We start from the raw sequence: 16,985 nt of genomic DNA, 5'->3' as shown, positions 1-16,985 counted from the left end.
CATACCGCTCGCCGTATTTACAAAGAAGCTCCCTTGCTGCGCAGGATAAAGAACTACAGGTTACTGAGGAGTCGGCGTTGCAGAGCTCCCCTCTGCCCTCTGTGGAACGATCGTTGCTTGCACGATGCCCGATGCCACGGCGATATCCGTATTGCCGGTAATATTATTTACTCCGACCAAAAAGTTCGTTCCCCGAACGCCCATAACCGCCGTCGGTGTTTCAATCTCAAACGTATCTTTCTCTTTCAGCTTTCCTGCTTTTACATAAGCGGAACCCGAGACCATCGATACGTTGGTTTTCTTCCCGCCGCCGGAATCCTTTAATTTAGACAAGCACAGTTGAGCGTTCGCGCCTATGGTCATCTCGTCGTCATGATCGATGACCTTCAGCGTAACGCTTGACTTTTTCCCTGTTCGCAGGAAGTCTCCTTGATTCAAAGCCATGCTTTTATATGCTTTGAACTCTTTGGAGCCTCCCGATTTTTTTACAAACACTTCACCTGATAAACTGACAATTTGCGCAACTCTCGAGCTTTCGCTTGCAGCCGATACGGATGACGCGAAAGCGCCGAACACGGCGTGCGCAATAACAACAAAGATCAGTGCATGCGACAGCTTACGTAAGAGCCATCGGTGTCTCTTATTCACAAAAATACTCCCCTCAAAAGTTGTATCCACCCGTTCACGGTTAGGTACTGCTGCCCACGTATGTACCTTCTATCAAATAAGACAATTTTACCATTTTAGCATCGACATGTAATTAAAAAAATGCCTCTTTTAATAGATTCTCTCTACTAAAAGAGGCACTTATTTCTCGGGAAATAGTTAATGTGGTTTATTGCGTTTTTTCCCTAAGGATTACAGTCTGAGTTGCAGCATCCCACTCAACGTCTAAGCCGAACTGCTCGCTGAAAAAACGAATCGGCACGTACGTTCTATCGTCTTTTATATAAGGCGCTACGTCAATTGTCGTTACGACAGGCTCACCGTCACCGGTCTTGGAAGTAATCTCAGCCTTGCCCGGAATCAACTCCAGCATCGTATCGCCTTTTGTCATAGTGATGAAGCCTTTCTCATACACGACATCGTAGCCGAAAGCTTTACCTACCGCAGAAACCGGAACCATCGTGCGATAATTTTTCATTTCAAGCTTGGTGTCAAATTCCACCAAAGCTCCGTTGAAGGTTACGTGAAGCTCGCCGTCCTTCTCCAGCCCTGCAGGATGCTGATACAAAGCATAGGTGCGGATGACATTGTTAAGGCTGTCAACTACTAAAATTCGATCGTCGGGCAATACGGCGGAATCCGCCGGTGTATGGAAGCTGTTATAGCCTTCGATCCCGTTCGTTTCCCCAAACTCTCCAGTATTGTCGCCTGCAATCGTAGTCACATGGCCGTCAAGCAGGTAGCGGACCGTGTGGTTCAACGAATCGATGATGACGAGGCCGCCTTCTTTCGTCAGCGAAATGCCTCTCGGATAGTTAAACTCGGCCTCTTCCGCGATGCCGTCTGCGTATCCGGATGCGGCATATAATGCGTTACTCTCGTACATATTGTCTCTGACAACGCCGGCAACAGTCGATACGGTTCCGGCCTTCAAATCGACGTAACGGATCAACTGATTGCCGCTGTCGCTGACGTACAGGTTTCCTTTGGCATCCAGCGCAATCGAGGTCGGCTCGTTAAACTTCGCTTCGCTTAACGCTCCGTCCTTGAAATCGCCGGCGGTTTCAACCGCCCCAGGAATAACTTCCACTATACGATCGGATGCCGCGTTCAGTGTCGTCACGTTGCCTTCCGTATCAATTTTGCGGATCAGATGGTTCAGCGTGTCCGCTACATAAATCGTTCCGTCCTCCGCAACAGCTACATCTTGCGGACCGAACAAACGGGCCTTCTCGCCTTTGCCGTCCTGGGAACCTAGTACGCCGTCGCCTGCGATGGTCGTAACCCGGCCGTTCGCCGAAATTTTACGGATGGCATGGTTGCCCGCGTCCGCCACATACAGATTGCCCTTGGCATCCAGCGCCAGCCCCGCCGGCTTCTGGAATACGGACGTTTTCGCCGTGCCGTCTACCAGTGTGCCTTCAGGCAAACCGGAATCGTCGAGTGTTAAGGTAATGCCGGCATACGTCGTAACTTGGCCGTTCTTAATTTGGCGAATCAAATGGTTGATGGAATCGCTGATATAGACGGTCCCATCCGATGCAACCGCGATGCCTTCAGGAGCACGGAACGAAGCGGACAATGCGGCGCCGTTCAGCTCCTTGAAATCTCCGTTCCCGGCATACGTCGTAACCTGGGAGAGCACCTCTCCGTCAAGTCCGCGCAGCCCTTGGCTCGGGGAGGCGGCGAGGACTGCCCCCGCCGCGCCGAACGTGCCGACACTGAGAACCGTTAGGGATAAAAGAATACGTTTCATTGGTAATCTCCTTTTGTTTCTAGTTCACTGATGTCAAACCGGGTTGATAATGTAGAAGTAATGAAGCTCATTGGAGAATGGAAGTCTGCTGCCGCCTCCGTACATAAACATGATAGGAAAATAAACATCGTCCAACGGTTTAACCGTTACGACTCCGGAAGAAAGCTCGATGTTTGCAAAAAATCCTTCGCCGTATTCGGAGTCATGCAGCCAAATATAGTACACCAAACCGTTTTCCAATGTAACGCTAATATAGCTTCCACCAGATGTATCAACTACTGTGGCATCGATAATTTTATACCCAGCGTCCGTGAAGGAGAAGGAGAAGGTTTCGATATCGCCATATTCATTATCGGTGAAGCTTGTTGCAACCGACAATTCCTTATCCTTAATCACAAATTTAAGCGGCCTGCTGTTCGACGCTTCGGAAAGCGAGGTTACTGTACCCGCTGGCAGAATGACCGTTATAGGATCGGGAATTGCAATCTCGTCATTAACGGTAACTGAAACCGTACTATCGCTATCGAAGCTTGCTGCAAACTTACCCGTCGTTCCGAATGCGGCATCAAAGGCGTCTTCTATCGCTCTCAAAGATTCGGAATGTGAATAAAGATTCTCTGAAAACCGAATAAAAATTTTGTCATTCGCATTCAGCATTCCGTCGCCTTCGTGATACACGGAATAAGTAACTGTCTGAGACATAAATTCCGTTAATTCAAACGGTTCGCCCTCTAAACTGCCTGCATCGTTGAACAGGAATGCCGGTCCGGAAGCGGTATCGCCTGACCCATACACTCGAGACGGGACAATTGTGAAGGCTCCTTCCGGAATTTCCAAAGCGCTTAAATTAATATGGATATTTGCCCCGCCATAGAAGACATTATCACCGGTCCAAAACGGCTCACGCCCCGGAAGTTTATGTCCGGACATATCTCCCCAATAAAGCTCGTATTTTGCAACTTTTCCGTAATCATAAGGTTGGTATAACGAAATTACGCCTGAGAACGAACCGATTTCCGACCCGTAATCATTAACGTCGAGTCCCCCATACCACGGCAGATACACATCTGCATACGCCAGCGGACCAGATGTTTCGTAATCGTAATCGGCGGCATCGTACAGATTTATATCATACCATGTACCCAATTCGACTCCGTCAGCACCGTCTACAACGACCCTTCCGAACAGCTGTCCTTCAGGGATCGTTTGGTTCTCGACATGTACCGACTGTTCGTAGCCGTAAATATCGAAGTAGTACTCGCTCACCCCGGGAACGGCTGCCCACTGAATCTCGATCGAATCAGCCGAAACCGGCCGAGCCAATAGATCATGCCTGAACGAAGCTTCACCGTAATTGGTGGCTGTAATCGTTTGGCCGCTGCTGTTCATTTGCCATGTGGCCGTAACAAACAACGCGTACGCCACACCCGGCTCAATCGGTTCTTCAGGAATCAGTTTGAAAAGCTTCCCGCTGCCATACGAATACGACTCATTTTCAGGCATAGGCATTGTACTTTCAACTGCGGCGAGTTCAATGTCGCTTCCATCTCTGCGATCCTTGAGCACAAAGTCGAACTGAGCGCCGGTTCCGACATTTTGCGTATCTACATATGTCAGTAAATATTCCGGCGAGTAGTTATAGTTATCCATTAGAACAGGAATTTGCCGGATCATAGGTACCGCCAGATCGATATCGGACTGATCCGTCTGCGACAAATCCAACAGTTTTCCTAAATACGAACTGTTTCCAGTCAAATAATCGTATAAAGGCACATACCCGATGGCATCGTCCGAATACGACCAAATATTGTATTTCGCCGATTCAAGAAGTCTGGAAAGCTGATCGGGCGTGACGTTGGCATCTTGGAAAAGCGGCAGTGCCAAGTAAATAAGCTTGTAATCTTCAGCGGCCGGCACGACGACCGAGTATTGCTTTTCATCGCCATATCCGCGAAGGATTTGGTAATCCAATCCGATGCCGGCATTAATAACATCGCCGATATTAGCGGCATCCGGAATTTGGTCCACACCGTCGTTGAAGGCAATGACCGTACCGATATACGGATAAGGTCCCGACCAATTGTCGAGCTTGATCGTACCGCTCATCCGTTTGCCTTCCGTGATGGTAACGCCGACACTGCCGCCTCCAAGCGTTGCGATTTCGCCTGTGCCGTACGTTCTAACCCAGTGCGTCGTATCCGTCGAATCGGTTACCAAGTTGTACCAGATGGCATATTCACTTGTAGAACCGCTTGGGACCGGAATATCGAAGCCGGCGGAGGTTCCGTTTGCCGCAATTTTCGCCGTAAAGTAGTGCCCTTCGCCGAAAATACCGGTGTCGTCATTGCTTGAAGCTGCATAAACCTTAACGAATACGTCCCCGGCAACCTTACTATTTCCCGGTGTGGCAATCGTACCGTGCAGCACATCGAACGATTCCGTCGTCTCGGCGACCGTGATCGGCTCTGTAGGAAGCGAGATCAAATGGTTTCCGTAGCGCTCTACACCGTAAATTACATAGGATCCGGGTTCCAGGCCGAGTGACCCGACCGGAATGTCTTGAACGCCTTCTTTTACGATTCCCTTGTATACTTTCGCTCCCAGTTCCGGGCTGTCGAGATCCGCCTTAGAAACTCCGTACAAGAACGAAGAAATAAGTTGAACCGGGTTGCTTGCTTGCGTAGCTTGTCTTGCCTCCAATGCAGAAACCGGAGGCATTACAATATCCCCAATATCGATTAAGTTTTCAACGTTTACAATGTATAAGTCCAACGGTCTGTTGATATCGACCTTCCACGTATCAACCGCGCTTACTTTTACAGGCGATGCGCCTAAGTAAGAGACCGACGGCTCAATAAATAAGAGCTTCACTGCCGGAGAATGTTCCGATATGTTACCGTTGCTTACCGCGTATACGTAATAATCGCCGCCGCTCAAACCGTCAGTCGGAATTTGTATGTATGAGCCCGGATTTGTATACGAAACCTTTTTCCCCAGCCCATATCTCGTCATTCCTTCAAAATGCTCCACCGTAACAGTAGTGGTTGTCGGAACTAGGTATAACGTACCTGCCTTGTCGCTTTTCGCCTCAATCGGATCCCCAATATTTGCATTGGAGTACGTTTCCTTTAGAGTTACAACCGGTTTCGCCGGCGTTACCGGACCTCCGCCGGTATTACTCGGCGGTGTCTGTACCGGCGGCGTCTGCACCGGAGGAGCTCCGATATTCGTCCGATTCTGCTCAAACTGCCGCCGCTGCTCAGGAGTCAGCTGACTGACATATCTTTGCTCGGCCGCTTGCTGGTGCTGGTTCAACGCTTGCTGGTTTTGCTGTTGCTGCTGCTGCTGCGCATTTTGAATCTGATTCATAAGCAACTGGTTTTGCTGCTGCGCTTGTAGAATCTGCTGCTCTCTTTGCTGTGCCTGTTGCTGAGCCCGCTGTTGAACCTGCTGTGCTCGCTGCGCTTGCTGCTGTTGCGCCGGCGTCAGCTGAAAGGGAGCCGCGTTCGTATTGATCGTCGTTCCCGATTGCTGTGCGATTTGGTTTACTTGCTGCAGAGTAAGCGTTCCCTGCCGCACGGCGGCCGTTGCGACAACGTCGGCCAACCGATTCAGGTCGCTGGCATACTGGGCGAATTCCTCGTTGTTTGCCACACCGAGGCTTTGATTCGCCTGGCCGTTATTCAATGATTGCAAAAGCTGCCGGTTTTCGCTCTGAATGGCAGCGGCGTTCTGGAGCAACGCGCCGATGACGGACGGACCCATCGTACTCGTCAATTGAGCCGGATTGATCGGCGCAACGGCGCTGCTTACCTTACCGCTTTCAGTATTCGCAAAAAAGCTAATTTGCTGGGCCGGATATATCGGAACTGGCGGAGCGGGCGGAACGCCTTGGCCCGATGACTGTAGCGCTTGCGGTACAGCCTGCACGATCCCCGACGCAACCGCCACATCGGTATTGCCCGATAAATTGTCAACCCCAACCATAAAGTTCGTGCCGCGAACGCCCATGACCGCTGTCGGCGTTTCGATTTGGAACGTGTCTTTATCCTTCAGCTTGCCGGCTTTTACGTAAGCGGAACCGGATTGCATGGATACGTTCGTCTTTTTGCCGCCGTCCGCATCCTTCAGCTTGGAAAGATAAAGAGACGCGTTGGCTCCGATCGTCAGCTCATCCTCATGGTCGATTACTTTAAGCGTAACACTGGAGCTTTTGCCGGTACGCAGGTAGTCTCCCTGGTTCAGCGCCATACTTTTATATGCTTTAAACTCTTTAGAGCCGCCGGATTTTTTGACGAACACCTCGCCGCTTAAGCTGACGATTTGTGCAATTCGGGAGCTTTCGCTAGCGGCCGAAGCGAATGCCGCGCCGAACAGCTGCGAGACCAGGCTTACAATCAGCAAGCCGCAAACGATGCGGGACATTAGCGATAGCCTTCGCCGCAAATTACCTACGTTCATTGTCATCTCTCTCCTACTAAGAGTTATTGAGTCCCCGCCGCAGCTTCCGCCGCCGCAGAATCGCTTTTAAGGCCTAGCACTTCATACAGTTTTACGGCGACCGTTTTGCCCTTCATCATTCTTTCGCCTACACAGTTGTATTCAAATAGGTCTTTGGTGCGCTCGTAGGTTGTTTCGGATACAAGAATTTGACCTGCCGTCGTATTGGATTCGATTCTTGCCGCAATGTTGACATTGTCGCCAATCGCCGTGTAATCGACGCGAATGTATGAGCCGATATTGCCGACGACTACCTCTCCCGTATTGATGCCAATTCCGACATTGACCGTAACCTCGTATTTCTCAAAAATGCTGCGACGTACCTCCTCCATTCCTTTCTGGATGTCATACGCCGTTTTTACAGCGTAGTATTCGTGATTCGGCAAATCCAAAGGCGCATTAAACATAAGCATCGCCGCGTCCCCGATGAACTTGTCGATCGTACCTTTATTTTCAAGACATTTTTCCGTGATGAGGTTGAACATCTTGTTCAGGAAGTCGACGACCTCCTCCGGCTTCAACCGTTCGGATAAAGTCGTGAAACCGCGAATATCCAGGAACAGAATGGACAGCTCCTTATTCATGCCGCCAAGCTGGATTTCCTGATTGCTGGACGCAATCTCTTTAACGAGATCGGGAGAAATATATCTTCCGAACTGCTTGGTAATAAAATTTTTCTGCTTCTGCTCGAAGAAGGCTTTAACAGCGATGTTTGCGATGTATGTAAGTAGAATGATAGCGGCCGGATGTACAGTGTCGATAAAAATATTCGTAAATTTAAAAAGGTAATGCTGCCCCACCAAGATTGCGACAGCCCCGGCTAACACTAAAGACAAACTAAGGACGGTCTTAAATCTCCATGTAACGAACACAACGATGAGGAGCAGAACGAAGCCGATGACCAGAACGACCCAATCCGGGGGATATGTAATATAGGTGTTGTTTAACAATTGGTTGACAATGTTCGCATGGGCGTAGACGAGCTTCATTTCCTTCTCGATCGGCACGACGCCGATGTCGTTCTGGGAAAGGCCTACTGCGGTGAAGCCGACAAGAACAATGGCGTCTTTAAAATTCTCAAGCGGGAAATTGCCGTTAAGAACGTCTACGAACGGTACGGTAAAGAAGTCGTAGGATTCGGCGTCGTAATCGATCCAAATCTCGGTTTGCGGATTGTACTTCAGAAAGTGATCTACATCCGCACCAGCCATCTTTACGGATTGGAACGCCAGTGAATTTAGTACTCCGTCTTCCGGGGTTTGGAGTTGAAGCCATGTTCTGCGGATGGATTTATCGGAGTCATATACAGCATTAATGTGGGCATGCTTGGATACGTCATATAACGCAGGAATCGGGTTGATTACACCGTGAGCGGGAATTAACTTGTCCCTTTCGACCGTTGTCGTGCGGGATAGCTCATTTTCCATCACTGCGGTCGAAGGCAGTATTACGTTGTCATATCTCGATAATGCTTCCGCGAAGGCGGCATCGCTCTCCGGGTTCGATTCTGTGTCGAACATGATATCGAAGCCGATAACGCTTGCTTCGCTTCCCGGCTGATTCATGTTCTCGATCAGGGCTCCATATATTTCCCTCGGCCACGGAAATTGTCCGATTTGGTCGATCGAGTATTCGTCAATCGCAACGACAATAATCCTTTCATGGGGCTGTCCCGTATTCGTCTCATCCATGTCAAAATCGTATAGAGCGTTCTTTAACGGCTCCAATACCGAATATAACACTAGTATTAAAGCCAAGCCCATCACAGCGAAATTCACAAGGACGCCGTATACCCGCAAGTTTTTCATAGTTCCTCCGTACTATCAAATTTCCAATACATTACTATACTAAGTCCATAACCCTATAAACACAATAAAAAATTTGGCAGCGGAACGTTATTTTCTAGCATTTTTTGTCGAATAAAACTTAAGAGATTTTGAAAAAGAAACCATGGCGAGCGCCATCCGCGACCGTGTTGCGATTCGGTAGCAAAGGGCGATTATGATCGTGAAATTTGCGTGATGGCAGGTCGACATCCGGGGACTTCAGCCATGCGCCGAATAAAAAAGGGGGGTATACTTAGACGTGCGATTTCGAGCGGAGTTAGCGGAACACAATGTCCGCTAATTCGCGCCGAACGGGCAATTTCCCCAAGTTAGCGGAACGGTATGTCCGCTAATCGTCGAGAAAGTGGGGAAATCGGGGGAAATCGGCCGGTTAGCGGACAAGTGGTTCCGTTAAATCGCCGAATTATGTAAACTAGCCCATTTTAGCGGACATTCGTTTCCGTTAGGTATAGGTGTTGCCAGGCGAAGATGGCGGTCGGCATTAGCGGTGACCGGTGACCGGCCGGCCGGCTTCAACATCTTACCAAAAACAAAAACAAAACGGGGCGGAAGATGACCCTCCAACCCCGAAAAATTCTATAGAATTAAGAGAACCTCTCACTGATTCGTTCATAAAAACCTTCCAATGCGCAGAAAGCTTCCTATTCCTTTAATTCTTTCCGCCGCCGTTACCGGAATTGCCGCCGCTATGCCCGTTGTTGCCGCCGTTGCCGGAACTGCCGCCGTTACCGGAATTGCCGCTGCTGCCTCCGCTATTGCCGTTGTTTCCGCCGTTCCCGGAGCCGCCGCCATTACCGGAATTGCCGCCGCTTCCTCCGATATTGCCGCCGTTGCCGCCTTTGCCGGAGCCGCCGCCGTTACCGGAATTGTCACCGCTTCCTCCGCTATTGCCGCCGTTGCCGGAACCGCCACCTTTGCCGGAGTTGCTACCGCCGTTCCGATCATCCGTCTTGCCTGCGTTCTGCTTCGACTCTTCTTCCTTTTTCTTCTCTTCCATTATTAGTTCCTGCCGGTCTTCCTTCTTCTTCTTGACCTCTTCCCGCTTCTTCTCCTGCTTATCGGACAAAACAATATCCTGCGCCTTCACATCGAGCTTGGCGTTGCCCTTCTTGGCAATCTCCGCCAATTCCGCTTGCCCGACCTTGCCTTGTTCAACGGCTTCCTTCGCGATGACGTCGCCGATCCGCTTCAAATTGCTCTCATACAGCTGAATATCTTTTCCATCGATTAAATCAATGCCGCTCAGCCAAGTCGGGGGCTTCTCCGCCTTCAGCTGCTTCAAAAAATCGGCGTTCTCCTCGTCAAGAGCCTTCTTATTTCTGACGATCGCCTTGAGAATAGCCGCGTCGGAGGATGCTACGAGCTCCTCGACATCCACGAACGATACTTCTTTAAACAGCTTGCCTTGGCCTTCGCCATTGCCTAGCTGCAATTGCTGCATCGGAAAAACGTACGTGCTCGGAGCGGGCTTCAAGTTATGGGCGATTGCAGGGCCAGCTTTGGCAGTAACGATTCCCGAACCGACGGTTACGACCGTATCGTTCGTCAACGGATCGATCCCGGCAATAAATTGCGTGCCGCGAATGCCCATAACGGCCGTCGGCGTTTCGACTTCAAAGGAATCCGAACCCGTCAGTTTGCCGGCAGTCACGAAAAGCGACCCGGCCCATAAAGCGATATTGGTTTGTTTCCCTTTCGCATCTGATGTAAGCTTATTTAATTCCACATTCGCTTCGGCGCCGAGCGTAATTTCGTCGTCGCGGTCCGCCACCTTCAGCACCACGTTCGATTGTTTGCCCGTACGAAGCTTATCGCCCTGATTCAAAGCCATCTTGACGTAAGCCTTGTATTCCTTGTCGCCTCCCGCCTTGGTAACGAATACTTCCCCCTTCCATACTCTGAATCCGGGCTACACGAGAGCTTGCAGCTTCCGTTGAAGAAATAGGAAATAACAATAATACCAGCTGCAAAAGCATCATTGCCGATACAAATCGGCAAAGCGTTCTCATAAAAAGCCAGCCTCCTTAAAAAATGCTCGCCATCACAAAAAACTTCCACTGTAAATAACCGTAAAAAAACCTTCTCTCAGCTTTAGAGAGAAGGTGTTGTGTCTAGATGCGATTATTTGCCGAAAGGTTCGTCCGCAACTTTGATCGAATCTGTCGGACAGCCGTCGGAAGCGTCTTGAAGATCGTCGTACAAATCTTCCGGAATTTCCGTGATGCCTTGGTTGTTATCGCCGTCGTAAATCACTTCGGCCAAACCTTCGTCATCGTAATCATAAATATCTGGCGCCGTAGCGCCGCAAGCGCCACAAGCGATACATGTGTCTTTATCTACCCAAGTATACTTGGCCATGATCATTTTCCTCCTCTAAAAGTTCATCCCTTGGTTAATGCCTTAGGTTCATCATAATACATCGAAATTGAAAATTCAATGAAACGGGATCGTCAAGACTTTTCTGGACTAGGCTGTTCACGGAATGTTCAATTCCTTGAGTACAAACTCAAAAAGCTCATCCAATTCATGAAAATAAAAGATCGGGATGCCCGCATTATGTTCCTTCTCGAACGCTTGTGTCGTGACCGCAGCCTTAATCGGCTGAACCACTTCCGCGGCATAGCCCGCCTGCTCCTCGGTGCGGAATACGAACACCTTCGGGTGCGGAACACCGTCAAATCCGTCCGTTACAACGACGTCATATGCGCCGCTGCGGACCATCGCCCCGGCATAATTTGCACTGATTTCAAAATCGGCCGCCCCCGCTGCGGCAAATTCCTCCTCCAACCGAAGTCGCTTCTTTTCATCTCGAACGCCGCTGCGGAGCACCTTCACCTTTTTACCGCGGCTGTTGAAAAGCTTTGTAATTTGCGCGGCAAGAGTAGTCTTCCCGCTTTCCTCGTCGCCTACAAAACCTATGACCGGAATCCCCACGCTCATTGTGCGTCGTTCCGATCCAGATGATCCATTTGCAGAGACGTTCCCCGTTCTTTATGATTTCGGATTCGAGCGGAAGGGTCGTCTCCCAGCATTCCCGCCGTCAAAATGGCGCTCTCTCCGAACTTGTCCCGAATCCGGTCCATCGCGGAAAGCAGCTGCTCCTTTCGCGGCTGCTCCTCCAATTCGAACAGGTCGATTTGCATCGGCGTTTCTTTTTTGTCGGCCAAGTTTTGGCACGTGACACCCAGCAGCCGAATCGGCTTCCGATCCGGCCAATGCCGGTCGTACAAATCGCATGCGGTCTTATACACTTCCATCATATCGTCCGTTTGCTTCGTGAGCGTCTGCGACCGGGTGATCGTTCTCATGTCCGGCTTGCGGATCGTAATTTGCACCGTAGACGCAATCAGCCCTTTGCGCCGCAGCCGGCGGGTAACCTGATCGGCTAAGTTCAACAGTACGCGCTTCGCTTCGTTCGGGTCGGTAACATCGTGAGGCAACGTTACCGTATGTCCGACCGATTTCGCTTGCTCTCTTTCGGCGGTCACCGGGGAATCGTCAAGTCCGTTAGCAGCCCTCTTGAGCCAGCGGCCCATAACTCCGAAATGCTCGACCAGCAGCGCTTCGTCGCTTGCAGCCAGCTGCCCGAGCGTGCGGATGTTCAGCCGCTTGAGCTTGTCGCCGGTTTTGGCGCCGATGCCGTACAGCTCCGCGCACGGTCGCGGCCAAAGCACCGAGGGAACGTCGCGCAGCCGCAGCACGGTAAGCCCGTTTGGCTTCTTCAAATCCGATGCGGTTTTCGCGAGAAGCTTATTCGGCGCAACCCCGATCGAGCACGGCAACCCGAGCTCTTCCCTCACTCGCCTTTGAATATCCTGCGCGATCTGCAGCGGAGTGCCGAACGTTCTGGAGCCGGTTATATCGACATAGCATTCGTCAATCGACACGGCCTCGACCAGCGGCGAATAATCTCCCGCAATCGCCAGAAATCGCAAGGAAAAATCACGATATAAATGAAAATCAGGCTTGAGCAAAACCAACTCGGGACATAGCCGCTTCGCCTCCCGTACGGTCATGCCTGTCCGTACCCCGCGGGCGCGCGCCGGATAAGAGGAGGTGACGACGATCCCTTTGCGCAGCTCGACGCTGCCCGCCACCGCAAGCGGCTTTCCTTTATATTTGTCAGGTTCGGCCGCTTCATGCACGGAGCAATAAAATGCGTTCATATCCATATGAAGGATGACTCTTCCGTTTTTCGGATATGCGGTTTCCGACGATTCGTACCGGCTGCCCTCGCGGTCCTGTTTCATACGCTCACCTTCGCTGCATGGCCCATTTTTTCCCGTTCGTCCACTGTTTCATCATTGCTTCAAGCATACAATCCGGAACGAAACCGGTCAAGAAAACTTGAACCGGGTACAAATTGTTAGAAAAATTACGTTCTACTGCGGACGGAGCCGTGCTATAATTATGAAAATATTCATACAGAGAGAATTCGCATAGGAGGAAGACCTAGAATGCCGCATAACGTTACCATATTTGATACGACCTTACGAGACGGTACGCAAGGAGAAGGAATCAGCTTAACCGTTGAGGATAAATTAAAAATCGCCGTCAAGCTGGACGAATTGGGCATTCATTATATTGAAGGCGGATGGCCGGGAAGCAACGGGAAGGACATCGAATTTTTCCGCCGCGCCGCAAGCCTTCCTTTAAAACAAGCGAAAATTACCGCCTTCGGCAGCACTCGCCGCAAGGGGATCCCGGCACAGGACGACGCCAACCTGAACGCGATCGTCGAATCGGGCGTCAAGGTCGCCACCATCTTCGGCAAATCGTGGGATTTTCAGGTGACTACGGCGCTGCAGACGACCCTTGAAGAAAACTTGAATATGATTTACGACTCCGTCCGGTTTTTAAAGGAAAGCGGACTTGAAGTGATATACGATGCGGAGCATTTTTTTGACGGATATAAAAATAACCGCGACTATGCGCTCGATACGATTCGCCGAGCGGAGGCGGCCGGCGCGAGCTGGATCGTGCTCTGCGACACGAACGGCGGATCGCTTCCGGGCGAAGTGGAAACGATCGTTCGGGATGTGACCGACAACGTATCCGTCCCGATCGGCATTCATGCGCACAACGATTGCGAGCTCGGCGTCGCCAACTCGTTGGCGGCCGTTCAAGCCGGCGCGCGCCAGGTGCAAGGCACCTTTAACGGGCTCGGCGAGCGGTGCGGCAACGCGAATCTTTGCTCCGTCATTCCGAACTTGCAGCTGAAGCTCGGCTTCCAGTGCATATCGGAGGAGCAGCTTCGCTCGCTAACGAATACGGCACGCTATGTCAGCGAAATCGCCAACGTGCATTTGCCGGTCAATCAGCCGTATGTCGGAAGCGCCGCGTTCGCGCATAAGGGCGGCATTCACGTTTCGGCGGTGCTTCGCCACTCGAAGACGTACGAGCACATCGAGCCCGAGCTTGTCGGCAACCGTCAGCGCGTGCTCGTCTCGGAGCTGGCCGGACAAAGCAATCTGGTCTTCAAGGCGCAAGAGCTGGGGCTGGATTTCGATTTGCAGAACGAGGCTACGAAGCGCCTGATCAACCTCATTAAGGAAAAAGAACATGAAGGCTATCAGTTTGAAGGCGCCGACGCGACGCTGGAGCTGCTCATCCGAAGCCATCTCGGGAAGCAGCAGGAAATTTTCACGCTAGAGAGCTTCAAGCTGATCATGGAGAAAACGGCCGATCGCCCCGTCGTTTCGGAGGCCATTCTTAAAATCAAAGTAAACGGAGACATCGTCTATACGGCGGCGGAAGGGAACGGTCCGGTCAATGCGCTCGACAATGCGCTGCGGAAGGCGCTGGAAACGCACTACCCCGATATTCGGAACCTTCATCTTACGGATTACAAGGTGCGCGTCATCAACGACCGGGAAGCTACGGCGGCGAAGGTTCGCGTCCTTGTCGAAACGTCCGATTTCGACGCTACGTGGAGCACGGTCGGCGTCAGCGCCAACGTCATCGAGGCGAGCTGGGAAGCGCTCGTCGACAGCTTAAGATATGCGATGCTCGGCAAGGAAGCGCGGCATCTCGAGTCGAAAGAGGATGTTCGGGACCGCGCGGGCATTGTGAATTTGTAAATCCGCTAAAAGCTCAAAAACCGACCTTATCCTGTAGGATTAGATCAGTTTTTGAGCTTTTCTCATGTTGATCGCGTATGTCACCGAACCAGCTTCTTAATCTTCTTCTCAAATTCCCCGTGGTCCGGCAATCCGATCACAATATCCTTAATGACGCCGTTCCGGTCAACGAGCACGCTCGTCGGATACCCCGGCACCTTGTACAAATCGTATACGGCGCTTTTGTCGTCCAGCAAAATCGGGAACTTGTACTGATAAAGCTTGACGAAAGCTTTCACTCCGTCAAGCGAATCGAATTTGAGCGCATTTACTCCATATATCTCGAGCCGGTCGCCGTACTTCGCATGCAGCTCCGCCAGGAACGGCGCCTCCAGTCTGCACGGATCGCACCAGGACGCCCAAAAGTTAATAAGCAGCGCCTTCTCCCGCTCCCCTCGGCTTACGCCAAGCACACCCCCGTCAAGCGTCGAAAGCTGAAAGGACGGGGCAAGGTACCCGATCTTCGGCGCTTCCTCGCTCGGCAGAGCGTTGGTATGTGCCGTGGCAAACTGCTGAGCAACCGCGATTCCGGCAAGCGCAATGACGGCGATCAATGTGAACAGTGTCTTTTTCATTAGCGGCGCCCCCTTTTCCTATTGTATTGTACCCGTTTCCCGCTGCGGTTCTCAACTGGCCCGGCGCACGTTTTTTTCCAATGCGCGTATTCGCATGACAGCGGCCTTGAGGGGAATAGTAACATTATTCTTCTTAAGAGGAGCGGTTCCCATTGGAAAAAGCAAAGAAAAGGAAACTCAACATTTCGTTCCAAAGCGATATGGACGATCACTCCCAAGAAGTGCATAAACATAAAACAAATAAGTCAAGCGGAAAAGAGAAAGCCGAATCGGGGAGGCTGGTTTGGGAATTTATCGCCATCGCTTCGGTTCCGCTCGTTCTCGTGCTCGGAAACTCCATGCTTGTGCCCGTGCTCCAGGACATGCAAAGGGAGCTCGGCATCAGTAAAATGCAAAGCAGCCTCGTGATTACATTATTTTCCTTAACGGCGGGTATTTTTATCCCTGTCGTCGGTTTTTTGTCCGACCAATTCGGAAGGAAGGCCATTATCATTCCTTCCCTCATTGTTTACGGAGGAGCAGGTATTCTTGCCGGCTTCGGAGCCGTATGGGAGTCTTATCCGGTCATCATTTCCGCGCGTGCCATTCAGGGACTTGGGGCGGCCGGTACATCTTCGATCGCGATGGCGCTCGTCGGCGACTTGTACAACGGCGCAACGGAAAGTAAATCGCTCGGGCTGATCGAAGCATCCAACGGCTTCGGGAAGGTCGTGTCGCCGATTATCGGCTCCGCGCTCGCGCTCATCGTTTGGTATGCGGCATTTTTTGCATTTCCGATCTTTTGCGCATTGGCGCTTTTGGCCGTTATATTTCTCATTAAAGAGCCGAAAGAAAAATCAACGTCCAAGCAGCCGCTTGGCAAATACTTGCTCACAATCGGCAAAATACTTAAGGAAAAAGGCCGCTGGCTGGTCACCGCCTTTTTCGCCGGCAGCCTCGGTTTGTTTTCCTTGTTCGGCATTTTGTTTTATTTGTCGGAAATTTTAGAGAAAAAGCCCTACAGCATTGACGGAATCATGAAAGGCCTCGTGCTTGCCATTCCGCTCGCCGGACTCGTCATCACATCTTATTCGACGGGCAGCATTATCAAGAAGAACGGCTTGCTGATGCGCTGGCTGATGAATATCGGGCTAGCCGCTTCCGCTTTGGCGCTCGGATTGACGCTCATCTGGAACAAAGACCAGATCGTCGTCTTTATGGCCTTGATCACCGTCAGCAGTATCGGAACCGGACTGCTGCTGCCCTGCTTAAATACGATGATCACCGGATCCGTCGACAAAAAGCAGCGCGGCATGATTACGTCCATATACAACAGCCTCCGTTTTATCGGCGTTGCGCTCGGTCCGCCGCTGATCGGCTGGCTGATGGGCATCAGCGACGCGGCCGTGTTCATTCTGTTATGTTCCCTGGCGGCCATCGCTTTGGCGCTTGTGTTTTTCTTGATCAAGCCGGATAAAAATCTCGCCAAATCAAGCTGAAGAAAGCCTCCCGACGCACTTTCCGCGCGCCATAAGGGGGGCTT

Annotated in this window: 11 protein-coding genes; 2 read left to right on the top strand and 9 right to left on the bottom strand. The window is 51.2% G+C overall.

Annotated elements, in window-relative coordinates; genetic code table 11:
* Positions 1 to 60: 60 nt before the first annotated feature.
* The 8 genes from PT964_RS11985 to PT964_RS11950 form a co-directional block, all read right to left on the bottom strand.
* The gene (locus PT964_RS11985; RefSeq protein ID WP_274363587.1) at positions 61 to 648 is read right to left on the bottom strand and encodes a FecR family protein; all 588 of its coding nucleotides are present in this window, start codon (positions 646 to 648) and stop codon (positions 61 to 63) included.
* A 187-nt stretch (positions 649 to 835) separates the two neighbouring features.
* Positions 836 to 2,422, bottom strand: coding sequence for a stalk domain-containing protein (locus PT964_RS11980; RefSeq protein ID WP_274363586.1), 1,587 nt, complete (start codon positions 2,420 to 2,422; stop codon positions 836 to 838).
* A 33-nt stretch (positions 2,423 to 2,455) separates the two neighbouring features.
* Complete coding sequence (locus PT964_RS11975) at positions 2,456 to 6,883, bottom strand: FecR family protein (RefSeq protein WP_274363585.1); 4,428 nt, start codon at positions 6,881 to 6,883, stop codon at positions 2,456 to 2,458.
* A gap of 23 nt (positions 6,884 to 6,906) precedes the next feature.
* On the bottom strand, positions 6,907 to 8,730 hold the full coding sequence (locus PT964_RS11970; RefSeq protein WP_274363584.1) for a CHASE2 domain-containing protein: 1,824 nt from the start codon (positions 8,728 to 8,730) through the stop codon (positions 6,907 to 6,909).
* A gap of 688 nt (positions 8,731 to 9,418) precedes the next feature.
* A complete protein-coding gene (locus tag PT964_RS11965) occupies positions 9,419 to 10,600 on the bottom strand; it encodes a FecR family protein (RefSeq protein ID WP_274363583.1) in 1,182 nt (393 codons plus the stop codon).
* A 290-nt stretch (positions 10,601 to 10,890) separates the two neighbouring features.
* On the bottom strand, positions 10,891 to 11,127 hold the full coding sequence (locus PT964_RS11960) for a ferredoxin (RefSeq protein WP_274363582.1): 237 nt from the start codon (positions 11,125 to 11,127) through the stop codon (positions 10,891 to 10,893).
* Positions 11,128 to 11,244: 117 nt separating this feature from the next.
* On the bottom strand, positions 11,245 to 11,709 hold the full coding sequence (locus tag PT964_RS11955) for a P-loop NTPase family protein (RefSeq protein WP_274363581.1): 465 nt from the start codon (positions 11,707 to 11,709) through the stop codon (positions 11,245 to 11,247).
* Complete coding sequence (locus PT964_RS11950; protein ID WP_274363580.1) at positions 11,706 to 13,019, bottom strand: DNA polymerase IV; 1,314 nt, start codon at positions 13,017 to 13,019, stop codon at positions 11,706 to 11,708. Before PT964_RS11950 ends, PT964_RS11955 begins: the two co-directional genes overlap by 4 nt.
* Before the next feature lie 207 nt (positions 13,020 to 13,226).
* Between PT964_RS11950 and cimA the strand changes: the two genes are divergently transcribed.
* Positions 13,227 to 14,849 carry a citramalate synthase gene (gene cimA, locus PT964_RS11945; RefSeq protein WP_274363579.1) on the top strand — a complete coding sequence of 541 codons (1,623 nt, stop codon included), beginning with the start codon at positions 13,227 to 13,229 and terminating at the stop codon, positions 14,847 to 14,849.
* Positions 14,850 to 14,929: 80 nt separating this feature from the next.
* On the opposite strand, the gene PT964_RS11940 is transcribed toward cimA, so the two are convergent.
* Positions 14,930 to 15,463 (bottom strand): TlpA family protein disulfide reductase, encoded by a 534-nt coding sequence (locus PT964_RS11940; protein WP_274363578.1) that lies wholly within the window; start codon positions 15,461 to 15,463, stop codon positions 14,930 to 14,932.
* Positions 15,464 to 15,615: 152 nt separating this feature from the next.
* Between PT964_RS11940 and PT964_RS11935 the strand changes: the two genes are divergently transcribed.
* A complete protein-coding gene (locus PT964_RS11935; protein ID WP_274363577.1) occupies positions 15,616 to 16,941 on the top strand; it encodes an MFS transporter in 1,326 nt (441 codons plus the stop codon).
* Positions 16,942 to 16,985 lie beyond the last annotated feature (44 nt).

Source organism: Paenibacillus thermotolerans (assembly GCF_028745515.1).
GTDB classification, from domain to species: Bacteria; Bacillota; Bacilli; order Paenibacillales; family YIM-B00363; genus Paenibacillus_AE; species Paenibacillus_AE thermotolerans.
This window is presented reverse-complemented; position numbering and strand designations above follow the sequence as displayed.